The organism is Gillisia sp. Hel_I_86 (assembly GCF_007827275.1).
In the GTDB taxonomy this organism is placed as follows: domain Bacteria; phylum Bacteroidota; class Bacteroidia; order Flavobacteriales; family Flavobacteriaceae; genus Gillisia.
The window spans coordinates 1,602,849-1,629,267 of record NZ_VISE01000001.1 but is presented as its reverse complement, the minus strand read 5'-3'; the positions used below and the strand labels follow the sequence as shown (position 1 = coordinate 1,629,267).

22 protein-coding genes, 1 tRNA gene and 2 pseudogenes are annotated in these 26,419 nt (G+C 37.8%); 8 read left to right on the top strand and 17 right to left on the bottom strand.

Annotated features, from left to right (window positions below):
• Nucleotides 1–102 precede the first annotated feature (102 nt).
• Entirely contained in the window at nucleotides 103–1,167 is a 1,065-nt protein-coding gene (locus tag JM83_RS07230) for a serine hydrolase domain-containing protein (RefSeq protein WP_144960756.1), read from the top strand.
• 42 nt (nucleotides 1,168–1,209) lie between these two features.
• Complete coding sequence (locus tag JM83_RS07225; protein WP_144960754.1) at nucleotides 1,210–2,127, top strand: IS1595 family transposase; 918 nt, start codon at nucleotides 1,210–1,212, stop codon at nucleotides 2,125–2,127.
• 316 nt (nucleotides 2,128–2,443) lie between these two features.
• Here JM83_RS07225 and JM83_RS07220 read toward each other — a convergent pair whose 3' ends face one another.
• The 4 genes from JM83_RS07220 to mce form a co-directional block, all read right to left on the bottom strand.
• Complete coding sequence (locus JM83_RS07220) at nucleotides 2,444–3,583, bottom strand: IS91 family transposase (RefSeq protein WP_144960752.1); 1,140 nt, start codon at nucleotides 3,581–3,583, stop codon at nucleotides 2,444–2,446.
• Nucleotides 3,583–4,299 (bottom strand): tyrosine-type recombinase/integrase, encoded by a 717-nt coding sequence (locus JM83_RS07215; RefSeq protein WP_261376385.1) that lies wholly within the window; start codon nucleotides 4,297–4,299, stop codon nucleotides 3,583–3,585. Before JM83_RS07215 ends, JM83_RS07220 begins: the two co-directional genes overlap by 1 nt.
• 747 nt (nucleotides 4,300–5,046) lie before the next feature.
• Nucleotides 5,047–5,120, bottom strand: a tRNA-Ile gene (locus JM83_RS07210).
• Between the two features lie 161 nt (nucleotides 5,121–5,281).
• Complete coding sequence (gene mce / locus JM83_RS07205; RefSeq protein WP_144960748.1) at nucleotides 5,282–5,689, bottom strand: methylmalonyl-CoA epimerase; 408 nt, start codon at nucleotides 5,687–5,689, stop codon at nucleotides 5,282–5,284.
• Between the two features lie 139 nt (nucleotides 5,690–5,828).
• Here mce and rbfA point away from each other — a divergent pair, with 139 nt between their 5' ends.
• Nucleotides 5,829–6,221, top strand: coding sequence for a 30S ribosome-binding factor RbfA (gene rbfA, locus JM83_RS07200; protein ID WP_144960746.1), 393 nt, complete (start codon nucleotides 5,829–5,831; stop codon nucleotides 6,219–6,221).
• A 1-nt stretch (nucleotide 6,222) separates the two neighbouring features.
• Complete coding sequence (locus JM83_RS07195) at nucleotides 6,223–7,422, top strand: ABC transporter permease (RefSeq protein ID WP_144960744.1); 1,200 nt, start codon at nucleotides 6,223–6,225, stop codon at nucleotides 7,420–7,422.
• Here the strand turns inward: JM83_RS07195 and dusB are convergent.
• The 7 genes from dusB to murQ form a co-directional block, all read right to left on the bottom strand.
• Complete coding sequence (dusB, locus tag JM83_RS07190) at nucleotides 7,419–8,411, bottom strand: tRNA dihydrouridine synthase DusB (protein ID WP_144960741.1); 993 nt, start codon at nucleotides 8,409–8,411, stop codon at nucleotides 7,419–7,421. The two genes, JM83_RS07195 and dusB, sit on opposite strands and share 4 nt — an antisense overlap.
• A 99-nt stretch (nucleotides 8,412–8,510) precedes the next feature.
• The gene (locus JM83_RS07185) at nucleotides 8,511–10,946 is read right to left on the bottom strand and encodes an outer membrane beta-barrel protein (RefSeq protein ID WP_144960739.1); all 2,436 of its coding nucleotides are present in this window, start codon (nucleotides 10,944–10,946) and stop codon (nucleotides 8,511–8,513) included.
• A gap of 99 nt (nucleotides 10,947–11,045) precedes the next feature.
• Entirely contained in the window at nucleotides 11,046–14,036 is a 2,991-nt protein-coding gene (locus JM83_RS07180) for a glycoside hydrolase family 3 N-terminal domain-containing protein (RefSeq protein ID WP_144960737.1), read from the bottom strand.
• A gap of 43 nt (nucleotides 14,037–14,079) precedes the next feature.
• The gene (locus JM83_RS07175; protein WP_409994693.1) at nucleotides 14,080–15,138 is read right to left on the bottom strand and encodes an acyltransferase family protein; all 1,059 of its coding nucleotides are present in this window, start codon (nucleotides 15,136–15,138) and stop codon (nucleotides 14,080–14,082) included.
• A 492-nt stretch (nucleotides 15,139–15,630) separates the two neighbouring features.
• Nucleotides 15,631–16,512, bottom strand: coding sequence for an anhydro-N-acetylmuramic acid kinase (locus JM83_RS07170; RefSeq protein WP_315897842.1), 882 nt, complete (start codon nucleotides 16,510–16,512; stop codon nucleotides 15,631–15,633).
• A gap of 7 nt (nucleotides 16,513–16,519) precedes the next feature.
• Entirely contained in the window at nucleotides 16,520–16,705 is a 186-nt protein-coding gene (locus JM83_RS19715; RefSeq protein WP_315897841.1) for an anhydro-N-acetylmuramic acid kinase, read from the bottom strand.
• 10 nt (nucleotides 16,706–16,715) lie between these two features.
• A complete protein-coding gene (gene murQ / locus JM83_RS07165; RefSeq protein ID WP_144960733.1) occupies nucleotides 16,716–17,528 on the bottom strand; it encodes an N-acetylmuramic acid 6-phosphate etherase in 813 nt (270 codons plus the stop codon).
• 158 nt (nucleotides 17,529–17,686) lie between these two features.
• On the opposite strand from murQ, the gene JM83_RS19105 reads away from it, so the two are divergent.
• Nucleotides 17,687–18,214: an IS1 family transposase gene (locus tag JM83_RS19105; protein WP_186434960.1), complete on the top strand. Its 528-nt coding sequence runs from the start codon at nucleotides 17,687–17,689 to the stop codon at nucleotides 18,212–18,214.
• Nucleotides 18,211–18,702: an IS1595 family transposase gene (locus JM83_RS07160; protein ID WP_261376383.1), complete on the top strand. Its 492-nt coding sequence runs from the start codon at nucleotides 18,211–18,213 to the stop codon at nucleotides 18,700–18,702. The genes JM83_RS19105 and JM83_RS07160 overlap by 4 nt, the downstream gene beginning before the upstream one ends.
• A gap of 45 nt (nucleotides 18,703–18,747) precedes the next feature.
• Here JM83_RS07160 and JM83_RS07155 read toward each other — a convergent pair.
• The 6 genes and pseudogenes from JM83_RS07155 to JM83_RS07130 form a co-directional block, all read right to left on the bottom strand.
• A pseudogene (locus JM83_RS07155) lies at nucleotides 18,748–19,647 on the bottom strand (IS1595 family transposase).
• An 89-nt stretch (nucleotides 19,648–19,736) separates the two neighbouring features.
• Nucleotides 19,737–20,578, bottom strand: a pseudogene (locus tag JM83_RS07150) (IS1595 family transposase).
• Between the two features lie 145 nt (nucleotides 20,579–20,723).
• On the bottom strand, nucleotides 20,724–20,939 hold the full coding sequence (locus tag JM83_RS07145) for a DUF2007 domain-containing protein (RefSeq protein ID WP_144960729.1): 216 nt from the start codon (nucleotides 20,937–20,939) through the stop codon (nucleotides 20,724–20,726).
• Nucleotides 20,940–21,022: 83 nt separating this feature from the next.
• Complete coding sequence (gene rpmA, locus JM83_RS07140) at nucleotides 21,023–21,283, bottom strand: 50S ribosomal protein L27 (RefSeq protein ID WP_144960728.1); 261 nt, start codon at nucleotides 21,281–21,283, stop codon at nucleotides 21,023–21,025.
• Between the two features lie 26 nt (nucleotides 21,284–21,309).
• Nucleotides 21,310–22,020, bottom strand: coding sequence for a 50S ribosomal protein L21 (gene rplU, locus JM83_RS07135; RefSeq protein ID WP_144960726.1), 711 nt, complete (start codon nucleotides 22,018–22,020; stop codon nucleotides 21,310–21,312).
• Nucleotides 22,021–22,120: 100 nt separating this feature from the next.
• Complete coding sequence (locus JM83_RS07130; protein WP_144960724.1) at nucleotides 22,121–22,591, bottom strand: DUF4199 domain-containing protein; 471 nt, start codon at nucleotides 22,589–22,591, stop codon at nucleotides 22,121–22,123.
• Between the two features lie 193 nt (nucleotides 22,592–22,784).
• On the opposite strand from JM83_RS07130, the gene JM83_RS07125 reads away from it, so the two are divergent.
• Both JM83_RS07125 and JM83_RS07120 read left to right on the top strand, forming a co-directional pair.
• Nucleotides 22,785–24,110 (top strand): M16 family metallopeptidase, encoded by a 1,326-nt coding sequence (locus tag JM83_RS07125; protein ID WP_144960722.1) that lies wholly within the window; start codon nucleotides 22,785–22,787, stop codon nucleotides 24,108–24,110.
• Between the two features lie 17 nt (nucleotides 24,111–24,127).
• The gene (locus tag JM83_RS07120) at nucleotides 24,128–26,191 is read left to right on the top strand and encodes a M16 family metallopeptidase (protein WP_144960720.1); all 2,064 of its coding nucleotides are present in this window, start codon (nucleotides 24,128–24,130) and stop codon (nucleotides 26,189–26,191) included.
• Nucleotides 26,192–26,419 lie beyond the last annotated feature (228 nt).

Here is a 26,419-nt window from a genome sequence, read left to right as displayed (position 1 = left end):
ATAAAACCATTGTCAACCATGTTTTTAGACAGACTGCCGTTGGCGGTAATTTTAACTGTAACAATTATAACAGAAATTGGTCTTTAATTGAAAACAAGATTAATGAAAAAAACTATTTTTTTAATTTTATTGATTTCTACTTTCTGTTTTGGACAAAAGGAACAAATTGATAGTATTATAGATAAAGAGTACGAATTGGGTCATTTTAACGGTTCAATACTTATAGCAAAAAATGGAAAAGTAATTACCAAATTAAATAAAGGATTTGCAAATTTACAATTTAAAGTTCCAATCAATAACAATACAAAATTTCCAATTGCATCAACCACCAAACTATTTACTGCAATTTTAATTTTAAAACTTCAAGAAAAAGGAGAACTCCAGTTTAATGATAAAATTACAAAGTATATTGATAGTTTACCAAAAAGATTCGGAGACATTACTGTTTCTGACCTTTTACTTCATAAATCAGGATTGGCTAACGAGCCTATAAAAGCTTATCTTTCTAAATATAAAATAGATGATTTTATTAAAAATTTTGTCAAAAAAAAGCAATCATTAGATACAATCGATTTTAATTACAACAATGTGGATTATGTTCTACTTTCCAGAATCATAGAAAAAATCACAAATGAAAACTTTTCAAAGGCAATAGAAAATTTGATTCTAAAACCTTTAAAGTTAACCAACACAGGTTTTGTTAATGAAAGTGAGGTCATTAATAACCTTGCTTACGGATATCATAATTATACTTTTGGAAGTGGAAAACCAGAGGACAAAATTTATAATGATAGGAGATTCATATCTAATTATTTCGGAGCAGGTCAAATCTATTCTACTACTCAAGATTTACATATATTAATTAAAGCATTAAGTAATGACCAATTGATTTCGAGAAAAACTCGTATTAAATATTTAACTACAAAACAGAATGAGATTTATATAGATTGGTTACAAGGTTATTCAACATATGGATTTTTCTTGGATAATAAAACTTATTCTTTTCCTGTTATAAGACGAGGAGGAAATATCGACGGTTTTAATTCAGAAATTATAATGGATAAAGAATTTAATAGAATATTGATTATTCTCTGCAACACAGACACCGCAGATTTAAAAGAAATAAGTAATAAAATATTCTGTATATCCGTAAACATTCCTAATTAGTGGAAATATTCCTATATTTGATTGAATTTAAATTGATTGGATATGAATATATTTTCTTTCGGAGTTCATTTTACTGATGAGGAGAGCTGCCGCCTACATTTCAAGGAGCAACGTGATAAGGAAGGAGTTGTCTGTCATCGCTGTGGGTCAATAGATCATTATTGGCTCAAAAACAAATGGAGTTATCAGTGCAAATCCTGTAAGGCGAGGATGTCCTTGCGAAGTGGAACAATTATGGAAAGCTCCAAATTATCTTTTATGAGCTGGTATAAGACCATCTTTCTTTTGAGCACGACAAAGAAAGGTTTTTCCAGCAAGGAAATACAGCGGCAGCTGGGCCTAAAGCGCTATGAGCCGGTTTGGGCAATGGTGCACAAGTTACGCAAAGCCATGGGGCAGCGAGATGACCGCTATACGTTGGAGGGGATGATCGAGATGGATGAAGGTTATTTCACCATTGAGGCAAGCCAAAACGATCACCAAACCCAAAAGGCCGGTCGTGGCAGCAAGACCAAATCCAACGTTATGGTTCTGGCCGAGAGCACTGTCTTGGAAGATATAAAAACAGGGAAAGTGGAGCGGCATTGCAGGTATTTTAAGGCAAAAGTCCTTGACAACCATGAGGCCGGTCAAACCAGCAATATGCTCAAAAGCGCAATTGCTGATGAACACATTATCATCTTTTCCGACCAGAGCACATCCTACGTTGATATCGCAGATTACGTAGAGCTACATATTACTGAAAAATCAAGTGAAAAGACCACCAAAGAAACCCTAAAATGGGTACATATAGCTATAAGCAATGCCAAAAGGAATTTTGTGGGAACCTATCATAAGATCAAGAAAAAATATCTGCAATTATACCTCAATGAGTTTGTATACAAGCTTAATCGGAGGTATTTTGGAGATAAGTTATTCGATAGGTTAGTAATAGCAAGCATTACAGCGAGTGGACATTAAACGGATATACAGTAAAATATTTAGCATTATCGAATAAAAAAACTACCGCCAATAACTAAGTATTCGGCTCGCCGATAGGCAAGAGCTGAATATTGTGTTGACGAATCCGGTGGATATTGTCCTATGGGTAAAACGATGGAGTTAAGGTAGGATAATTGGAGAGAAAACTATTATTAAGCTGTCAAGATGTATCGAACTCACGCAATTTCTAACGGTATTTTTGTTTTTTTATATTTCCCTTTACAATCTTTGGATTTGATCGTTCATTTCAAAAGTTAGGGCATAGCACGGTCTGTCCGCTTTTGCAGATCAATTTTTAGCTGCCTATACTCAATTTTTCATCTTTCAATAGTACCCTCCACTTTACGGGAGGCCCACGGTTATCAAACACCAGGACTGTATGCAGTCTTCCTTTTTTACACGTAGGACATTGACGGTGCAAGAGTGGTTGCCCTGTTTTGATAGGCTCCATCTTATTAGTGGCCAGTTCGGCTTGTAGTTTTGGCAACTTCTCTTTTTTCCAGCTGCTGCTCAAAATGCCATAATGCCGTATGCGAGTAAATCCTTTGGGCAGGATATGCAAAGCAAACCGCCTGATAAATTCTTGGCTTGATAACGTTAAGCTGGTTTTCCTGCCCCCGTGCCGATATTCTTTGGCAGCAAACACCACCTGTCTATTGTTGCGATCGACAGCAACAATTCGATGATTGCTAATGGCTATTTTATGAGTGTACCTGCCCAAGTATTCAATGACATATTTCGGGCTTCTAAAAGGCTGTTTGGCATACACGACCCACTTTTTGTTGAATACCTTATTGTAAATTTTTTGCGGGATTTTCAACCCACTCCTTCTAAGTTCAGCCACGTACTTTGCCCTAAACACTTGGCTCATGGATTTTACATTGAACAAATATTTACCATCGTTCTTTGCCTTTTTCCATTTCCCTGATTTGCCCAAGCCGCCTCCTGGTGCAATACAGTGCAGATGCGGATGCAGGCTCAAATTCTGGCCCCAAGTATGAAGCACCGCAATCATGCCCATTCTGCCTCCCAGGTGTTTTGGGTTGTCCCCAAACTGCTGCAAGGTCTGCCATGCAGCTTTAAATAAACTCCCGTACACTATTTTGCCGTGGCCAAGGGCATAGCTATTGAACTCACTTGGAAGGGTAAACACCAAATGAAAATAGGGAATGTTCAAGAGTTCACCTTCCCTGGCTTTGATCCACTCTTCGCGCTTGTGCCCTTGGCATGTTGGGCAATGCCTGTTCCGGCAACTGTTGTAACTAATGTGCAGCCCGTGGCAACAATTGCATTTGTCAATGTGCCCGCCCATCGCTTTTGTCCGGCACCTTCTTATGGCCTGCAGCGCACGGTAATGCCATGAAGTCAGACTCAAACTTTTGAGCTGTAGCTGTTCCATTTCCAGAACGTCAGCTACCGTATGTTTGGGGCGCATTACCGGTAAAGCTTGTCCAAGGGAGAAAACTTCGAGCCACTGGGCAAATTGGCCACATGGAGGTAGGTCAGGGTCATCTCGATGTGCGCATGCCCCAAAAGTTCTTTTAGGCTGACAATGTCAACGCCATATTCCAACAAATGCGTGGCAAAGCTGTGCCGCAAGGTGTGGGCGGTAATCTTTTTGGAACTGCCTATCTTGCCTCGGTTTTCCTTGATCACCCAATGGATTCCATTGGTGGTCAGTCCCCGAGCTTTTCCATCTTTGGATACCTGACTGTTAAAAAGATAGATTTGGGGATTTTCTGTTTTAATGTACTTTTTTAGTCCTCTGATCAAATGTTTGCTCAAGGGAACATAACGATCGATCTTACCTTTTTTCTTGGGAACAAAGACCGTTTTGCGATCAAAGTCCAGGTCGGCCAATTTTAGGTTGCACAGTTCGTAGCTGCGGAGTCCACAGCCATAAAGCACGCCAATGATTAATCGGTGCTTGAGGTACCTTGGTGCTTTTAGAAGGCGTTTGACTTCTTCCTGACTCAACACAGTGGGCAGTTTGAGGTTCCTTTTGATCTGCGGCAAGGCCACTCGCTTGGCCTCCATGCCCATTACTTTGTAGGCGGCCCTAAGGCCAAAAATGGTGTGCTTAAAAAAGCTTTCAGAAGGGGTCTTGTGGAGTTTTTGGCAATAATAAAGGTAATCTTCAATATTTTCCACCGAGAGTTTTTCTGGGCTTTGATTATAGTGCAGGGCAAGGTGAGCCAGGCATCTGAGGTAATTGTTCAGGGTGCTCTTTGCCTTGCCATTGATGGAAAAGCTTTGTGCTAATTTGTTTTGAAGTGTGCTAAAACCTTCTACCTCTAAAAAGGCTTGTTCAGCAAGGGTCTTACTTTTTTTTAAACATGTTAAAGGATTTATAGTTTAGCTACAAATTAATAAATCCTTTACTTTTATGCATACAAGATCCTATTTGCCACAGTTTAGGCAGGCTTCCGACAGTAGGGAGGATTCGTTCAACAATGGCTATAAGTAATTGCTAATGATTGTTAAAGAATGTCTCGGAAATCCTAGCGGTTTTCCTTACTGCTGTCCTTTTTTGCTATCTTAGTAGATTACGCAACTAACCATACACAAACCGTTGTGGGTAATTATGACTCGTCCGGAATAAAGGCTACATAATTCTAAACAGTTATGTATAAAAATGACAGAGTAACCAGACAGACGTCAACATGACAATAAGAAAACTCCTGGAAATACGCCATCATTAAACCCTCACAAGCATAAGAAAGGTCAATAATCACCATGACCAAGTCTAACCAACAACAATTGAGCTTAATTCATAATATTTGACTTTAATTATTGTTTTTCGATGTTAAAATAAAGTTAAACAATTAGTATGTGCAAATTATGTGCAAATGAAAAAAGGCTTCACAAGTTAAAACTCGTAAAGCCTTTGTTTATTAGTGGTCCCACCTGGACTCGAACCAGGGACCACCTGATTATGAGTCAGGTGCTCTAACCAGCTGAGCTATAGGACCGGCTCAATAGGTGTAATGAGGGCGCAAATTTATGTAATTGCTTTTTAGTGAACAAGCATTTTTAAAAGAATGTTTTTTGGCAATCCCCGCCAAAAGCACTAATCCATTTAGGTTCAGTTTAAGAATGGAAAAACTTGAGCTTTTTTCCCCGTATTTATGAACTATTCAGGGTCTTTTTCCTGACATAATTCCACTAACACCCCGTTTGCCGATTTTGGATGCATAAAAGCCACTAGTTTATTATCTGCTCCAGACTTCGGGAAATCGTTCAGCAAAACAAAGCCTTCTCCTTTCAAACGTTCTATTTCAGCTTGAATGTCCTCCACATTAAAGGCGATATGGTGGATCCCTTCCCCCCGCTTTTCCAAAAATTTCGCAATAGGGCTTTCTGCATTGGTGGCTGCCAACAACTCTATTTTACTGTCTCCTACTTTAAAGAACGAAGTATCCACTCCTTCGCTTTCTACTTTTTCTGTTTTATAACTTGCTACACCAAGAATTGCTTTGTATGTTTCATTGGCTTCCTCTAAATTTTTTACAGCAATACCAATGTGTTCTATTTTGTTCATTTTTTGATCTTTAGCTCCTATAATTACTGCTGAATTTAAGTTTCAAATTGCGGTTGACCCACGTTTTGCTTTTTCGTAACTTCTTTCATATTTCCAATTATAAAAATACTATAATCTTTAAATATGCTACTTTTGCAAGATGGAAACAAATAGACAAAAAAAAATAGGTGGGGTTTTGCAACAGGATTTAGCGGAGATCCTTCAAAATCACTTGAGGGATTCTGGTATAAAGGGTGTTTTGATCTCGGTTTCCAAGGTAAAAGTGACAACAGATCTTTCCATTGCTAAAGCATATTTAAGCGTTTTTCCTTCAAAAAATGCCGAAGGAATTCTGTATGACCTTAATGAAATTAAATATAAAATTAAGCATGAATTGGCACAGCGCACCAAAAATCAGTTGCGAAGAATGCCAGATCTGGACTTTTTTATAGATGATTCTTTGGAGTATATAGACAAAATTGAAAAATCCATGAAAGGGGAAGACAATCCCATTACGAAGCCAGATCTTTTGGACAAAAGGAAAAAATCTTAAATTGAATTTCCCTTTTTATATCGCAAAACGTTATTTGTTCACTAAAAGTTCCAATAACGCCATAAATATAATTACCATCATCGCTGCGATTGGGGTTTTTGCCGGCGCCTTCTCATTATTTATAGTGCTTTCGGGGTTTTCGGGCCTAAAGGATTTCAGCCTTTCCTTTATAAATGAATTCGACCCCGATCTTAAAATACTGCCAGAAAGCGGAAAAACTTTTTCTTTTTCTGAAGATGAAAAAACAAAATTGCTTTCTATTGAAGGGGTTCAGGCCTATTCCGAAATTGTTGAAGAACGGGTTTTTTTGGATTATAAATCTAAAAACCATACCGCCTTTATAAAAGGGGTCGATGCCAATTACCAAAAAGTAAACTCTATTGATAGCGCCATTGTTTTTGGAACTTGGCTAACGCAAAGCGAATTCCAAGTGGTTGCGGGAAATGGCATTTCCAGACTGCTTTCCCTAAACACTTTCGACTATAACAACCTTTTGGACATCATGGTGCCTAGGCCCGGAAAAGGGCAAATTACCAATGCCGCACAGGCTTTTAATAAAGAAAGTGTAATCGTTACCGGGATTTATAGCGTTAATGAAGAATTGGACAATAAATATGTATTTACAAATATCCAATTCGCTCGCGATTTATTGGAAATAGATGAAGATGAAGTTTCTTCAGTAGAGCTAAAAGTAGACCCGGCTGTGGATCAGGAATCCCTGAGAGTTAAAATTGAATCTTTGTTCAAGAATAAAGTAATCACAAAAGATCGCGCCCAATTAAATGAGACGCTCTATAAAATGCTGAATACCGAAAATCTTGCGGTATACCTCATTTTTACCTTGGTTTTGATTATTGCATTGTTCAATGTAGTTGGATCTATTATTATGGTAATTCTCGATAAAAGGGAGAATATCAAGACGCTTCACAATCTTGGTGCTACCAAAAAATCGATTCGGAATATCTTCTTTTTGCAAGGTTCCCTTATGACAATTGTAGGTGGCTTATTAGGATTGTTTTGTGGATTGATCCTGATTTATCTTCAGCTTCGGTACAATTTTGTGATGATTACTCCCAGCCTGCCCTATCCTGTAAAGATCAAGGTTGAAAATATTATATTGGTGTTCCTAACTATTAGCATTCTTGGGGTTTCAGCTTCGTATATTGCGGCAAGTAGAAGTAAAAGCGCGCTAGGGTTTTAAGCGAATTCAAATCCGGAAAATTCCCTTTCCACCTCCTCAAAAGCAGCAAAAACATCTACAGCATCATCACTGGTCACCATTTTCATGCGGAATTCCTTAAAGTGCGGAATACCCTTGAAATAATTGGTATAGTGTCTTCTGGTTTCAAAAACTCCTAGCTTTTCACCTTTCCAATCAATCGCCATTTGCAAATGACGTCTTGCAGCATCCACACGTTCTTCCAAAGTTGGAGGATCTAAATGAGTTCCTGTTTCAAAGAAATGTTTTACTTCCCTAAAGAACCACGGATAACCAATACTTGCCCTCCCGATCATCGCGCCATCCAAACCGTATTTATCGCGCATTTCCATCGCTTTTTCCGGAGTATCCACGTCTCCATTTCCAAATACCGGAATATGCATTCTCGAATTCTCTTTCACTTTGGCAATTGGAGCCCAATCTGCATTCCCTTTGTACATCTGTACCCTGGTACGCCCATGAATGGAAATAGCTGCACAACCCACGTCTTGCAAACGCTCTGCAACCTCCACGATTTTAATGGAATTGGTGTCCCAACCCAAGCGGGTTTTTACAGTAACAGGAAGATTCGTATGCTCCACCATGGCTTTGGTAAGGGAAACCATTAAATCTATATCTTTTAAAATCCCTGCCCCGGCACCTTTGGAAACCACTTTTTTTACAGGGCACCCAAAATTAATATCTATAATATCCGGACTGGATTTCTCCACGATTTCTACAGACTGGAGCATAGATTCCAAGTTGGCACCAAAGATCTGGATCCCAACTGGGCGTTCTTTTTCGTAGATATCCAACTTCATCATGCTCTTCGCGGCATCGCGAATAAGCCCTTCCGAAGAAATGAATTCGGTATATACCACATCTGCCCCCTGCTCTTTGCACAACGCACGAAAAGGGGGATCACTCACATCTTCCATTGGAGCAAGCAACAACGGAAACTCTCCTACATCTATATTTCCAATTTTTGACACTTCTATTTATTTTAAGTTGTGCAAAATTAAGAAATTAGATCGAGTTTGCTGATTATTATAAAATGAAGGAGAAGAATGTCTTTTCAGAAAAAAGAATTTCTACATCATCTTTTGTGCTTCTAACCGCTCTTTTTCTTCGGCATCCATGGCGCGCTGATTATCACGCAATTTAAAGTTTCCAAACTTGTACAAGACTCCAAATCGAATGCTTCTGGACTCTGGCTTTGCAAAAAACGAATTATCCTGATTTAAGTAGTTGGAACGTAAAGGAATATTGTAGGTATCAAAAAGGTCTTCTACATTCACCGTTGCGCTTAACCTATCATTAAAAAAGGTTTTTCTCAAGCCAAATGAAACTCCGTATTGCGGTTCTTCAAAATCGTAAGATCCCGCTATAAAATCTGGGGAATAGGTTGCTGTTATATTACCTGAAAAAGTACCATCCTTAGAAATGGTTAAATAATTGGACGCGCTTAAATAAATACTTGTGGTTTCATTTTGAACAATTTGATTATTGCTTTCATAGGCTATAAATTCATTTTCCAGTTTAAAAACCGAAGCATATAAATCTACAAACCACCAATCCTTCACATAATCGTAATATGAAACATCCAAGCTGAACTGTTGGTCGTACCTCAAATTATCTGTAACAGATCTTAAAGTTCTGTTCTGGTTGTTCTGAAAAGGCAATACAGCATTGGCATTATCTGTTCTATCCCAATAAAGGTCAAAAGACAATTTGTTTTTAAACGTATAGTTCAAACTGATTTTATTCGCGATTCCCGGCTGTAGATTAGGGTTTCCTAATTGAAAATTATTCTCGTTCAGGAAATATCTATAAGGATTTAAGCTCTGAAATCTCGGCCTTGTGATCCTTCGGCTATAGTCCAATCCAAATGAGTGATTTTCACCCACCATATGCATCAAATAAAATGTTGGGAACAATTCAAAATACTCTTGCGTATTTACTATTCCCAAGGAATTGGATTGCCCTTGAATATCTGTGTATTCCCCACGCAAGCCGGCCTTGATACTCCAGGAATCCCAGTCTTTAGATAAACTTACATAACCTGCGAAGATGTTTTCATTATAATCAAATTCATCTGAAAGGGAGTTTACAAATTGCCTGGAACCAGAATTGGTATCAAAAAAGTCCAATCCGCTCCTGGAATCTATCCCAGAATATTTAGCTCCATATTCAGAAGCAACTTTGCCAATTGTTGAAGTAAAATCCAACTGACCGGTATAGATATCGGTATTCTGATTGGCAACCGTGTAAAAAGAATTATCGTTCAATAAATTTCCGGCACTGGAAAAATATTGGGTCATTAGATCTTGAGTTTGATCATCGTTATATTTTATATAGTTGGCTTGAGCTGAGAAAGTGCTCCCGTTCTCTCCCAAACTTGTGGAATAGTTTGCATTGAACAAGAAGTTATCACGATTGTTCTCCAGCCTACTGTCTGTTGTGTACAAGGAATCCAGTTGCCTTTGCGCATTAAAGATCTCTGTTCTTCCATCGATATCAGAATCTGACTTTGGCGTTAGTAAAATATTGGCACTTAAGCTGAGGAGGCTTTTTTCTGAAAGCGTAAAATCCAAAATAGTACTTAAACTATGGGATTCTCTTTGGGTTTCTTTATTAAATTCATCGTCCCATCTGGAAACCACATTCCCGGCAGGATCAAAATAGTTGATTTCTCCTAGGTCTTGCTTCACATCTATCCTCGAATTGTAATTATAACTCGCAAAAGCATTTAGCCAATCGGTTTTGTAATATTGACTGGTTCCAACAGAATATTTCGGTTTTATTGCTAGGGTGTTGGATGCATTTATACTTCCTTTATAACCTACAGATAAGTTTTTGGAGGTAATTATATTCAATATAGATCCTCCTTCAGCATTGTATTTTGCAGGCGGATTTGTGATCACTTCCACAGATTTCACGTTCTCTCCGGAAAAGCCTTCCAATAATTGCTGAAGTTCCTGTGCGGTTAAATAAACTTTCTTGTCGTTTATATAAACATCTGCCGGCCTATTTTTTATAAGCAGTTGCCCTTGGCTCACAATAACACCTGGAGTTCGTTTTAAGATCTCGTAGGAATTCCCAGAGGAAAGCACCGAATTTTCCACATTAAAGGTGATCCGGTCTATACTTTTTGAAACCGTTGGCCTTTTTGCATTTATGGTGACTTCACCCAGTCCGGAAGCCGTTTCGATCAAAACAATTTTGTTGAGATTGACATTTCCCTTAACCTCAATTTGCTTTAAATAATTCTCGTAACCCACAAATCTAACTTCCAAGACATAGGTGTTCCCTTCTACATCTTCCAGTAAAAAACTTCCGTCTTCATTAGAGACGGCGCCTTTATAAACCGTGGTGGAATCTGTGGCCTGTAGCAGGATCACATTGGCAAATGGAACAGGGTTTTGTTGTTCGTCCATTATAATTCCTTTTATGGAATTTTGGGAGTAACTTGTGAATGATAGTAGGGGGATCAAACAAAGAAGAGCGGTAAAATAAAAATTTTTCATTCTTAAATTTTGATGGATTTCTTTGAGGATTATGTTGAATATATAAGCAAATATAACATTTCATTTAAAATACAAACCGATTTATAATTAGATTTCGCCTTATTCAAACCTTGATTTTAAAGAACTTGTTGCAAAATCTAATTTTTTAAGGGAGTCATAAAGCACTTGCTGAATCTTGGTGCGCGTATTTAATTTATACAATAACGTATTCTCCCTGGTGGGCAGCACCCGATTGGCCAGAAAGACATACAATAGCCCCTTTTCCGGATCCATCCACACCATGGGGCCCGTATATCCGGTATGTCCATAACTGGCATCGCTGGCGGAAATGGCCGTGTTTCCATTAATAATTCGCTCTCCCAAAGATGGTTTATCAAAACCCAGCCCTCTTCGATTTCCATTTTCCAAAAACTGGTATTTAGTAAATTCTTCAACTGTTTCTTCTAAAATAAACCTTTCTCCTCCATAAATTCCTTTGTTCAAATACAGCTGCATCAATTTTGCAAGATCATTGGCACTTGCAAACAATCCCGCATTACTTGAAACCCCGTTCATAAGGATGGCGCCTTCATCATGTACAGTCCCGTGAATTTCCGTTTTTCTAAAGAAATAATCGTTCTCTGTGGGAGCAATTCTGGAAATAGAAAAGCGGGCAAGAGGATTATAAGTAAGCGTAGAAGCTCCTAAAGGCTTATAAAAACTATCCCCTATATAGTGCTGAAAGTCTTCTTGGGCAATGTTTGCAACAATATCCGGAAGTAGATAAAAGGCCAAACCCGAATAGAGATATTTCTGTTCGTTCTCCAATTCAGATTTTTTGATCTGTTTTAAGATCTCTTTTTTATAGTCCTTGTAAAGCCACATGTTTTCTGAAATCTTCATAGGAAACCTAGCTGAAGAATCCCTTTTTATAGTCTTCCATTTGTAGGTGCCATTTTTTCTTGACATGGTTTTCCAATAAGGGATCCAAGCCTTAAATCTAGCTTGATGGGCCAAAATCTGCCTGAAAGGAACCCCGGCTTTATTGGAATTTCTGAAATAAGGCAAATAAGTATCTATTCCTGCATTTAAATCGAATTTGCCTTCGTCTTTTAATTTCATAAGTGCAGGCAATGCCGAGGAGATCTTTGTAACCGATGCCAGGTCGTAAAGATCGTCCAATTTCACTTTTGTGGTGTCCGAATAACTTTGGAAACCATAGGCCTTGTGAAAAACCACTTTTTGATCTTTTGCCACCAAAATCTGCCCGCCCGGGATGGCTTTTAGCTCCATTGCCTGTTGCATCAAGGAATCTATTTTTCGGTTCAACAATTCCGAATCCATTCCTGCATCTTCCGGTAGCGTATATTTAAACCGGATTCCTCCCTCTACTTCCAGTCCATCACCTTCTTTAAACTTATTCCCAACACTTACCGGCAATTTCCCATTGGCTCCTACCCCTCCAAAGATCAATTGTGCGGCTAGATCTTCAGAATTATCACTATCCTGATAAGTCAAAATTATAGCCTTGGTGTTTTCGGTAAACTCAAGGTTTTCTAATGAGTATGGATTTTTAAAGTAGGTGAGAATCGAGTTTTTTTCTTCTGAAAGTGTTTTTAGAAAGGATTGAATTTCTGTTGAAATCTTTAAATTGTTCCGAGGGTATTTACTGTCGTCATGAATTCCTATAATTAGCAGATTATAGGCTTCGAATTCAATTTTAAGACTATCCAAAACTTTAGGATCTTGCGTGTTTGAAATATTGAAATGATGGATTTCTGTATATAATTCCAGGGATTCTTGAAAAGTGGTTTTCTTTTCTTTCCCCACAGAAATATTGGCGATTTTAAGGCTTTCTAAATTTTTTAATGGCAATAGCCCGCCTTTGTTTTTTAATACGGTTAAAGATGCTTCCGTCAGGTTTCTATTTAATAAATCTGCCGTTGGAGTATTCAACTCCCCAATAATATTTTTTAGGGGAGTTGGTTGATATGTACTCAAACCTGCCCATTGTTTTAATGCCAATAGTTTGCGGCACCTCGCATCGATTTCTTTTTGAGGGATCAAACCTTTTTTGATCGCTTTTTTGATCTCTAGAATCGCTTTGGGAACATCTTCGGTAAATTCCAAGAGATCGTTCCCGGCTAGGATCGCGTCTTTATCCACTATGCCGGGGGAATTATCTTTGGTAACACCTTTCATGTTCATAGCATCGGTCACAATTAATCCCTGAAATCCCAATTCTTCCTTTAAAAGTCCTGAAATTATCGGTTTAGAGAGGGTAGAAGGAACTCCGGTGGAATCCAATGCCGGAATATCCAAATGTGCCACCATTACGCCACCAATACCAGCTTTAATAATTTCCCTAAAAGGATATAGCTCTGTTTCGTCCAGTCTTGCCCTGGAATGGGTGATTTGCGGAAGCGCATAATGCGAATCGGTATCGGTATTTCCATGTCCGGGAAAGTGTTTTGCGGTGGGCAGCACCCCATTTTCCTGCAATCCAAGCATATAGGCAATTCCCTTTTCGGCTACTTTTATCTTATTCTCTCCAAACGATCTATAATTAATTACGGGATTTGCAGCATTGTTGTTCACATCGACCACCGGGGCAAAATTTAGGTGCAACCCCACTCTTTTTATCTGCCTTGCCACCTCAGCACCCATTTTATGGATCAAGCTATCATTTTGGATTGCTCCCAAAGTCATTTGAAAAGGATAACTCACGGTACTATCCAAGCGCATCCCGATCCCCCATTCGGCATCTATGGCACCCAATAATGGCACTTTTGATGCTTCCTGATACTCATTCATCAATTTCACCTGTCTCACCGGCCCTCCCTGAAAAAAGATCAAGCCTCCAATTTTTTGATCCTTTATCAGTTTTAAAATTTCCTTCCTGTGCCCGTCTTCCTTATTGGAATAAGCGGCTACCATAATAAGTTGGGCAATTCGCTCCTCTGGGGTAAGTGATTTCATGAGAGAATCTACCCAAACGCTGTGCGTGAATTTTAAAAATTCAGGTAATTTTACCTTAGTTTCCTGCGCAGAAACATTAGAACAGATACTGATGAGGAGGAAGAGTGGGGCGTAAAATTTGATTAATTTCATATTTAATAATTTATGATTAAAGTAAACCAATGATTTTCAAAATTTAAACTTTTATATAGATCTTTTTTTTGTCTAGAATATAGCCAATAATCCACATGAACAACATAAAGCTAACGGCAAAAGCTATTGATGCATCGTAGAGAGTAAGCCAGCTTAAAAAAGCATTGTTATAAATCCAAGGCTTTATTGATCCTCCATCAATCCAAATAACGCTCATTAGCATTGCTATTAAGCCTGATAGGACAAAAATAAAGAGCGGATTTCTTCCAAAAACCACAAAGAAATAGCCCCATTTTTTTAATTTCCATATTTCTATAATCAGAATTAAAGCTGCAATAAGAAGAAGATCCCAACCTATTGAATATAGCACATAAGAACTTGTCCAGATTCCTTTAATTATTGGGAAATATAGATCCCAGAATTTTGCGACGATCACTAATAACAATCCGCTTAAGACTAATTTCCATACGGTGGGAATTGTATTTCCAGAACGTTGAATGAAAATTCCAGCTATAGCGACTACATTTACAACGGCTGGCAAAGTACTTAACAAGCCTTCAGGGTCAAATGTTATCCCGAAACCTTTCCATAGATTATTGGGATGGAATATTAAAAGATCGAATTTTAGTGCTGTATTTCCTTCTAAGCTATAAGGATCTGGTGGTGTTCCAAATCTATACATGATCCACCAATAGAATAATAAAATATTTATACTTATTAAAAGTGTAGCTTGGATTTTAATATAATGAAGCATTAAACTGGCCACTAAATAACAAAGAGCGATTCTCTGTAGCACTCCCATGATCCGTATTTGAGTAAGATCTTTAAAAATGAACTCCCCCGCTTCGTTTCTATAAACAAACGGGAAAGCACTCATAAAAAGACCTATAAAAAATATAAGTAGACTTCTTGTAAATATTTTTCGTAGAAAAAACATTTCCGGCTTCTCTTCATATTTTCTAAGACTAAAGCTCATGGCATTTCCAATTACAAATAAAAAGGTAGGAAAAACTAGATCTGTAGGCGTAAATCCTTGCCAAGAGGCATGTTTGAAAGGGGTGTAAATATTTGACCAACTACCAGGATTGTTAACTAGAACCATCAGAGCAATAGTTAATCCTCTTAACACATCTAAGGCTAAATATCTTTGTGACCTGTTTAACATAGAATGTCTATCATATTGTTAAAATATCTAATGAAATAATATTTTTTTGTATATCCGTTTATTGTCCTAATAGTATCTCGTCACCCAGAATTTACCTGCCCGTACCGTTCGGGCGGGTTTCAGGGTCTCTGTTTAATATATTCACATACAGTATTATGAGATTCTGAAACAAGTTCAGAATGAACTTATTTTAGTCAGTTTAGGATACTTTACGGACAAACACTATATTTTTTAATCTCAAAAGAATAAAAAAATCGAAGTCTCCTTATATTGAGAAAACTTAAAATATTTATTTTTTGGTTATCGTTTTAAGTTGAATTACTTTATCTCACGTAACGTCGTATTTAATTGAAGTTATTGCAGATAAAATGTGGCCAGCTATCCGTCCATAAAGTTTAGGAGTAACTAATTTTGAGAGCAATTCACAATTCACAACTCAAAAATCATCCCACTGCTATGATTTTTTCTTGCGCCTGTGACACTTTTTAAACAGTTGATTTTTCCTTCGTCTTTTAAAAAACCAAGCAGCGCAAAAACTAAGGCTTCCTTATAATTGATAATGGTTTCTTCTGGAATTTCTGGAATTATCAATTGTGTTTTTGTATACGCTTGTAACCTTTCCATGAGAAATGTATTGAAAGCCCCACCACCTGTAACCAACATTGTTTTTCCTGAATTTGAATTCATTTTTCTTGAAATTTGTATAGCAACGTGCTCTACAAATGTTCTTAGAATATCTCTTATGGTAAGATTGCATTTATCAATAATTGGAAAAATTGTGTCAACTACAAATTCGTATCCTAATGATTTTGGTTTAGCATCGCTGTAAAATACCAAAGAATTGAGTTCTTCTAGTAAATTTTTATCTAAGTTTCCTGTGGAAGCGAGTGCTCCTTTGTCATCATATTCCATCTTCAAAGGTGCAACATAGTGATTCAAGACAATGTTTACTGGACAAATATCATAAGCAATTCGTTGCTCCTTCTCAGAGAATGAAATATTTGAAAATCCGCCAAGATTTAAGCAATAATCATATTCAGAAAACAACAATTTATCGCCAATAGGAACCAGAGGCGCACCTTGTCCACCCCTAGCCACATCCTGAACCCTAAAATTACAAATTGTTTTTATGCCGGTAATTGAAGATATATAAGGTCCATTCCCAATTTGGAATGTGTAATTTTCAGCAGGATTATGGAAAATGGTATGACCATGAGAAGCTATAAAATCAAGTTTCTGAACGCTGTTTTCTTTAATAAAGTTTAGGATCGTATTTGCTAAAAATATCCCATAATCTGCATCTAATTTCACCAATTTTTCACCCGATAAATGAAAAACCTTCTTTTAACTTTAATTTCCATTCATTGCTATACGGAATTGTCGCAGCATTCAATATTTCGAAACTATAATTTTCAGTATAATTAATTTTTACATAAACAATGTCAATTCCGTCTAATGAGGTTCCGCTCATTACCCCAATGACATATTTAGTAGAATTTATCATACAGCACAAATTAATTTTTATAATTATCTAAAACATTTTTTACACTTTGATGTTTTTCTAAAAGTTTAGAAGCTAAAGCTTGATCTATATTTAGTTCATCCATAAGCATAAGGACACCCCGATTCACTAATTTTTTATTGGACAATTGCATGTTTACCATTTTATTATCTTTCACTCTCCCTAATTTAATCATCACAGCAGTAGAAATCATGTTTAATACCAGTTTCTGAGCAGTACCTGCTTTCATCCTGGTGCTTCCGGTTAGAAACTCAGGGCCTACTATTAGTTCAATTGGATATTTTGCAGCTAAGGATAAGGGACTGTTTTTGTTGCAAACAATACATCCAGTAATAATATGGTTTTTATTGGCTTTTTCGAGTCCGCCAATTACATAGGGAGTAGTTCCGGAAGCGGCAATACCAATTAAAACATCTTTTTCAGTAATTTTATATTTTAGCAAATCCGTCCAAGCCAAGTTTTCATCGTCTTCTGCATTTTCAATTGCTTTTCTTAGAGCAGAATCTCCACCTGCAATAAGTCCAATAATCTTATTATCTGAAACACCAAATGTAGGAGGACATTCAGAGGCATCAAGAACTCCTAACCTTCCGCTTGTTCCTGCACCAATATAAAATAACCGGCCTCCTTTATCCATTTTATCAAAGATAACATCTACTAATTTTTCAACTGAAGGAATTGCTTTTTCTATTGCAAATGCAACAGTTTTGTCTTCAGCATTTATATTTGAGAGCAACTCAAAGGTGTTCATTTTTTCAAGATTATTATAACTTGAAGATTGTTCGGTTGTTAGTTTGTTTTTCATTTTTGGTTTGTACAGTAATTAAACTTAAAATTGTTAATAATGCGTTTACTAAGATATTCATAAAACCTAAATCGAATGAGAACTTGGTTATAAAAATAGGTTGTGTTTTAGAATAATGTGGGAATTTATTATTTATACATCGATCAAATTTACGACAAATGGATTTACGCAATATTTTAAACGATCTGGATCGAGCCGAGAAGATCGAGCTGGCGCAGCTTCTCCATCGGGAGCTCAACGTCCCCGACCTAGGGCTTGTGGGCAGGGACATCGGCAACGACCGCCCGGTGTATTGCCCTCACTGCGAAGACTCGGACATATACGGTCACGGGCACTACAAGGGGCGCAGGCGCTACAAGTGCAGGCCTTGCCACAAGACCTTCAACGACTTTACCGGTACTGCCGTTGACGGCATAAAGAAGCTGGAAAAGTTCCAAGAATACCTGTTGTTGGTGGTGGAGAGCGTCACCATCCGGAAGGCTGCGGAAAAGATCGGGGTGAACGTCAAGACAATATTCGACTGGAGACATAAATTGCTCTCTTCTCTGGAAGTGCTCAACGGGACGGGATTTTCAGGAATCGTGGAGTGCGACGACAAGCAGTTAGACATCAACGACAAGGGGCGGCGGAACCTGGGAAGGGATCCTACAAGAGGCCCAGCGACAGGGAAGCCAAAAGGGGCGTGAGCAACGACAAGGTCTCGGTGGTGGTCGCCTCGGGCAGGAACGGCGGGAGGACCATGCTTGTGGCAAAGATCGGCAGGATAGATGCGGAAAGCGTCCAGAGCACGATAGGTGGGTTCATCGCACCGGGCAACGTACTGTGTTCCGATTCCCATCCCTCGATAATCAAATGGGCAAGAGACAACCAACTCGAGCACCATACCTTTGTGGCGTCGCGCCAACATGTAAAGGACAGGTGCTATCACGTACAGCACGTCAATTCCCGAGACAACCGCTATGAGAGATGGGTCAAGAAGTTTTATGGGGTTTCGACCAAGTACCTTCAGGGCTACTTGAACTGGTTTGTCTTTCTGGAAAAGATAAAGAAATCCGCCCTACAGGGCTTGGAACTTGCAAGGTGCGTCGCCAAGAACATCGGTGCAATAAAAATCTATAGCTCTATCGAAAGGAAGTATGAGAAATTGATAGTTCCACAACTTTCTAAAAGATAACCTTTTCAAAAAACAACCCCTGTATGTATTTTTAGAGGTGTACAATTAACTACTTATTGAAATTTGTTCATAAGTCAGTGGTTTGGATTCAATCCTCCTGTTAATTAGATTATCAAATATTGTTTCCTTGCTGTTCGATCTGTTAAGTCGGTAACTGTACTCATCTAAATACTTTTCAATATGCCCCTCATGCATCCATGAAAAAGTGCTCCTTAACCAAGATTTCACGTGATGGGTTATCGTGTTCATTTCAAAAAATGTAGCACCTTTATTACTCTTTGTTTGAGTTATGTCATACAAGCCCATTAATGGTTCATGCCCTGTCCATTGGTCTGTTTCCACCTTTGCTGTTGTTGAAATATGGGCATCGAATATTTTTTATAATGATGTAGATGAATAATCTTTGATACTTTTGAAATAGGCTCTTTTAACACCACCTTTTTTGTCGATTTCAACAGCTGCCACTACTTTTTTTTTCTTGGTATTTGTACTTCTTCCGGGTTTTAAATCTTCTTTTCCCCCAAACACAAATTCATCAACGATAACAGTGGCTGTAATTGGGTAGCATTCACTGCTTTTCATAGCACTCCGAACTTTATGCATAAACAACCAAGTTGTGCTCCTGCTAACATTTAATCGTTTTGCCATTTGGCGTGAAGACATGCTTTTTGTTGTGGCACTCATTTCAAAGACGATCATAAATGCTTTTCTTACACCAATTTCAACTTTGTGAAACAAGGTATTGGCAGTTGGGCTTTCAATATGGTGGCATCTATTGCAATCCCTGGCTAAATTAGCTTTACGGATCGTGAATTTTGTATGTTCACATTTTACGCAAAGGAAGCCATCCTTCCATTTAGGATTTGCTGAATATTCCAAACAATCCAAATCGGTTTTAAATTTATCAAAATATTCCAGCATCCCTTGGCCCTTGGATTTTTCCATTTTCCTTTTATTTTACCTAACAAAATATAAGTATTTAGGTAGACAGCTCTAAAAAACGAATAACAGAATTTTTTTATTGACTTAGGCATTTAATTACTAATGTTTTTGATATAGCAGGGTGCTGTTTTGACCATACGGTGCATCAGGTTTTCGAATATTCCTTCTTGCATAAAACTACGGTTGAAGCGATAGCAGTATTCGTCCAGATAGTCCTGCAGGTGCCATACGTGGTGATGCATGCCCCTGAGCCATCCCTTCAGGTTCATTATTGCCCTGTGCAGTTCAGGAAAATTGCTTCCCTTCTTGCCCGAGGGGATGCGTACAAGGTTGGCAAAGTCCTTTTCCAATGGGCCATAACCCGCCCACTGGTCGGTGGTGACCTTGGCGGAGGTATCGATATGATCCCTCATGAACCCTCCAAGGGATGCAGAGCTTGCATCAGGGATAACCCATAGAGCCGGAACACGCCTTTTTTCTTCTTCTCGATACCTACTGCCACGAGCCTCTTGTTGTTGTTCTTCCTGCCGCGCACGCCCTCCTCCTCACCTCCGAAAACGGTCTCGTCCACCTCGGCCGTACCGGTTATAGGATGGTTCCCCGAGCTCTTCATCGCCTTCATTACCTTCCGCTTAAAAGCCCAGCAGGTCTTCTGCCTAAGATCCAGTTTACGGCTAAGCTCAGTAGAGGTGATACCTTTCTTGTTGGTAGCCACAAAGTATACGATGTGGAAAGCTTTAACAAGGTCGAACTTGACTTGGTGGAACAGCGTATTGGCCGTAGGACTCTCGGTATAGTTGCAACTGGTACATTGCCGAGAGCCTGCCGGAACGCCCTTGCACGAATTGGTGTGGCCGCATTTACGGCACTGAAAACCATCGCCCCACTTGAGCTCTGCCAGATAGGAAAGACAGTCCTCCTTGCTGGAGAACATCCCCTGGAACTCGAACAGGGATGGGCTTTTAAATCTTTGCTCCATGATATAGATTATTGTTTGCCTGAATTTATTGCTTTTAGCTTTAATAACAAAGTGCCTAAGTCAATTTTTTTATATAACTGTAGGATCTTTCAAAGTGGCACTATTTGACCGAAATCAGTGGCCTGGTCCCACCGAAATATCCATCTTCTTCTATTACTTGAACTCTCATCCCGGTAATTCCAAGTCCCCCAATACCAGCAGCACTATCCAAAAATTCATCTGGAATCCTATAGTTAATGTTTTCATTATCGAATAAATTCTTCACAATGGCGATTTGAAAAGATTGATTGCTATTATAAACAGTAATAAAATTCATGTTTTATATCTTTTAAAAATAAGATACAAAAAAAGCCCTTTCTGTTTCCAGAAAGGGCTTTTTAATAAGTATAAAAAGATAAACTATGCTTCAAACGGTTCAATAGAAACGTAAGATTTGTTATCTCTCTTTTTTGTGAATTTTACAAGACCATCCACTTTAGCATGTAAAGTATGATCTTTTCCTCCATACACATTCTCACCTGGATTGTGTGTATAGCCTCTTTGTCTAACGATGATATTTCCGGCGATTGCGGCTTGTCCTCCAAATATCTTCACACCTAAGCGTTTTGATTCGGATTCCCTACCATTCTTGGAACTACCAACACCTTTTTTGTGAGCCATGGCTTAAAGTTTTTCTAGTTAGTATGTTATTTTTTGTTCTTAAGCAATTCTTTAGCTTGCTTTACCCATTCTTCAGATTCGATCTTCTCACGGGTAATACCATCGATAGCAGAAAGTTCCTCTCTATCGGCAGCTTTGAGCTTACTAATTTGCCCATAAGTATAAATACCTATTTCGTTCAATTTGGTTTCGTAAGCAGGTCCAATTCCGTTAATTTCTTTCAAGTCATCAGCATCAGCTTTAGTAGCAGTCCCGATACTGTGAAGAAGTTTATCGATATTGATCTCCATTCCTTCAGTTCTGTTCTCGGCACGAGTTACTAAATTTTCACTTACTTCCACTTCTTTTTTTGCTTTTGCCTTAGGAGCAGCTTTTGGAGCTTCTTTCTTAGGTTCAGCTTTGGCAGAAGAAGATTTCTTTCCCCCTGGAAGTGTAATTCCTACAATCGAAATTTCAGTCAAGGATTGGCGGTGACCATTCTTCACACGGTATCCTTTTCTTCTTTTCTTTTTAAAGACAATAACTTTGTCTCCTTTAACGTGCCTGGTGATTTTAGCATCCACCAAAGCTCCGTCTATAGCTGGGGCGCCTAAAGTAATATTGTCACCATCGCCTGAAAGAAGAACTTTATTAAAAGAAACTTTGTCTCCTTCTTCTCCCGCTAAACGGTTTACAAATACTTTTTGGTCTTTTGCAACTTTAAATTGCTGCCCTGCTATCTCTACAATTGCGTACATAGCGTATTTATTAGTTAATTATTTTAAAACAAACAACTTGCGAATTTCTCACAAGCGGGTGCAAATATACTTCTAAATAATTAATTCACAAAGTCTTTGGTTAATTTCCTAAAGTATGCTTTTTTGCATCTTTAGTATTCCAAGAATCTTTGAAGAGCTGCATATATGCTAAGGTAAGAATGAAACTGGTTGCGAATCCCATTATAGCAACCACAAATAAAATAAGCCCCACACTGGTATCGTAATCGCTACGCCACATGCTAAGCAGTTCATTAAGGAAGTCCGGATTCCATTCAGTAGAATAAAGTCCGAAGAAAATCGTGAAAATTATAGTTGCATTAAAACCGGTAAGAAGCCCGGTCATAAAGCCTTTTTGATATTTAAATTTTGTTCCACTTTTCAATCTGTATTTTTTAATGGCCTCATACATTCCAAACGCCATAATTACCCCATTGAATAAGCTGAAAACCGGATTTCTATGGGCACCAAATAGAGAAAGCACCAAAAAATAGGCAATTAACCCTGCAGCTATTGCAATGCCGTATTTAATAGGAATACTGAACTTTTTCATTGTTCCGGGGTTTTATGTTTCTAGTAAAGTTCCAAAAAAACACGCAGTATTGTCCCTTAAAAGCTGTTAATTTTAACAATTAATTGGGTATTTTTATTAAACTTAATATAACATCCAGTGTTTTATGGGTTTTCACGTAACAAAAATGCAATTTGTAATACTTATAGAGCACATTAATAAAAACCATTAAAAAATGATCAACAAAATTAAATTATCAGCCTGTGTGCTATTTCTGGGGATAACCGGATTTGCACAAGAAGTTGAATTTACAGAATACGATCTGGATAACGGCCTGCACGTTATCTTGCATCAAGACAAAACCGTACCAGTTGTAACAACCGGAGTAATGTATCACGTGGGAGCTAAAGACGAAGAAGCTGGTCGCTCAGGTTTTGCTCATTTCTTTGAGCACCTATTATTTGAGGGTACCGAAAATATTGAACGAGGAGAATGGTTCAAAATTGTTTCGGCTAATGGCGGGCGCAATAATGCAAGCACTACTCAAGATAGAACATATTATTACGAAACTTTTCCTTCCAATAATTTGGAACTAGGTTTATGGATGGAGTCTGAAAGGATGTTACATCCAATTATCAATAAAATTGGTGTGGATACCCAAAATGAAGTTGTTAAAGAGGAAAAGCGATCACGTATAGACAATGCGCCTTATGGAAAGATTATTTATTCTACAGGAATCAACAAATATGTATTTGATAAACACCCATATAAAAATTCTGTCATAGGAACTATGGAAGATCTTGATGCTGCAGAATTATCAGAATTCAATGATTTCTTCGATAAGTACTATGGACCTAATAATGCAACTTTAGTTGTTGCAGGAAATATTGAACTAGATAAGACCAAAGATTTAATAGAACAATATTTTGGGGACATTCCAAAAGGTGAAAAAGTAGAACGTATTAACATTACTGAGGAACCAATTACAGAAACTATCGTTGCTACAGAATATGATAGTAATATTCAAATTCCAGTTAAATTATTTGTTTACCGTACTCCTTCCATGAAGGAAAAAGATGCCTACGTATTAGAAATGATCTCCTCGATACTTACTGACGGAAAGAGTTCTAGGATGTATAAAAAAATGGTAGATGATGAAAAAATCGCATTACAGGTGATAGCTTTTTCCAGATCCCAAGAAGATTACGGCACCTATGTTATGGGAGCCTTAGCTTTAGGAGAAACTCCTTTGAGTGATCTTGCAACATCTATGGATCAAGAAATCGAAAAATTGAAATCTGAAATTATTTCAGAAAAAGAATACCAAAAACTACAAAATAAATTTGAAAACAATTTTGTTAATTCAAACAGTAGTATTCAAGGCATCGCTTCATCATTAGCCACTTACAACATGCTGTATGGCAACACTGATTTAATTAACGAAGAAATTAAAATCTACCAAGATATTACACGTGAGGATATTCAAAGAGTAGCCAAAGAATATTTGAATAAAAATCAAAGATTGGAATTAGATTACTTAGCTGAAAGCGCTAAAGAATAAACTTAAAATTAAAAGAAATGAAAACCAATATATTTACAATGCTATTAATTTGCTTAATGACCACCAGTGCCATTGCGCAAATAGACAGATCGAAACAACCCGAGCCTGGCCCTGCGCCTTCGATTGATCTTGGAGAACCAGAAACCTTTCAGTTAAAAAATGGGCTACGTGTTTTAGTGGTAGAAAACCATAAATTACCTAGGGTTACTGCTAATTTAATTATAGATAACAAACCTCATACTGAAAAAGATAAACCAGCAACATCAAGTCTTGTATCTGCCTTATTAGGTAGTGGTACTCAAAAAATGTCCAAGGATGCGTTTAATGAAGAGGTAGACTTTTTAGGTGCAACTATTTATTTCGGTTCAGAGAGTGTATCGGCTAGGGCTCTCTCTAAATTTTTTCCGAGAATAATTGAATTAATGGCTGATGGATCTTTAAATCCAAAATTTGACCAAAAAGAATTTGATTCAGAAAAAACCAAACTAATAGAAAGTTTAAAATCAAACGAAAAAAATGTTGGGGCGGTTGCTAATAGGGTAAGTTCAGCTTTAGCATATGGGAAAAGACATCCTTATGGAGAGTTCTCTACTGTTGAGAATACAGAAGCTGTAACCTTAAAAGATGTTGAAACTTATTATAATACATACTTCGCTCCAAAAAATGCTTACTTAGTAATTATAGGAGATGTAAAAACTTCAGAGGTTAAAGAGCAAGTTAAAAAAGAATTTGGAAAATGGAATAGAGTTGCACCAAAAGATCAACAACTTCCAGAAGTAGCTAATGTTTCTTTAACTGAGATCAACTTTGTGGATATGCCCAATGCTGTTCAAAGTGAATTAAAAGTTCAAAATACCATCAATCTTAAAATGAATGATGAAGATTACTTTGCAGCGTTAGTTGCCAACCAAATACTTGGAGGTAGTTTTGGAAGTTATTTAAACATGAACCTAAGAGAGGGTAAAGGCTACACTTATGGAGCTAGAACGTCCACTGGAGCTGATAAATATGCGTCAAGATTCATTGCTTCTGCTAGTGTAAGAAATGCTGTTACCGATAGTGCAGTGGTAGAAACAATGAAGGAGATAAATAGAATTAAATCTGAATTAGTAGATCCTCAAACATTGAAAGACGCAAAGAGTCAGTTTGCTGGAGATTTCATAACAAGATTGGAGAGACCGGAAACAATTGCAAACTATGCTCTTGATATTCAAACAAATGATCTTCCTAAGGATTTCTACGAAAACTATTTAAAAAACATAAATGCCGTTACTGCAGAGGATGTTAAACGAGTAGCAAACAAATATTACAATACTGATAATATGCGAATTGTAATTGCAGGAAAAGGAGCTGATGTTGCTGCAAATCTTGAAAAGGTGAAATTAAATGGAGTTAAAGTACCAGTTAAATATTACAATTCTTACGGTGAAGAAATAGACAGACCAGAATTCAACAAGGCAGTTGATGCTTCAGTAACACCAAAATCTATTTTCGACAAGTATATCAAGGCAATCGGCGGAAAAGAAGCTGTATCTACAGCAGAAAGCGTTTATATGGTTGCACAAGCAGATATTCAAGGTCAGAAATTGGATCTTGAAGTAAAAACTGCCAAAGGAAAGTCATCCCAAAAAATTTCTATGAGCGGTAATGTTCTAAGCAAGCAGGTTTACAACGGGGCAACTGGATTTACAATGGCACAAGGTCAAAAAATAGACTTTACCGAAGAGCAATTGATGGCCGCAAAAGCCGATGCCAACCCGTTCCCAGAATTGGATACCAAAGATGCAAAAGTAATGGGGATTGAACCAGTAGATGGTAAAGATGCTTATGCCGTTGCACTTACAGAGGACAAAACTGCTTACTACGATGTAGAAAGCGGATTGAAAGTAAAAGAAGTAAGTAAAGTTTCCCAAGGAGATCAAACCATGGAAGTTCCAATTACTTACAGCGATTACCAAGAAGTAAACGGGATTAAATTTCCATTTTCGATATCCCAATCCATGGGGCCTCAAACATTCGATTTTAAGGTGCAAACCCTTAAAGTGAATGAAGGAGTAACCGATGAGGATTTTATGGAATAATTTTTTTGTTAATGTTGAAAAAGCCGGCCCTTATTGGTCGGTTTTTTTGTTTTTAGAATATAGGTTTCTCGATCTGTTCACCAGAAAAACGCCCAATAAAATAATCAACATGGAAACTAACTGGAGGCCAGTAAACACCTCTCCATCCAAAAAGCCCCAACCCAATGCCACTACCGGAATGGTATAGGTTACAGAGGTTGAAAAGACAGGGTTTAAGATCTGGGTAAG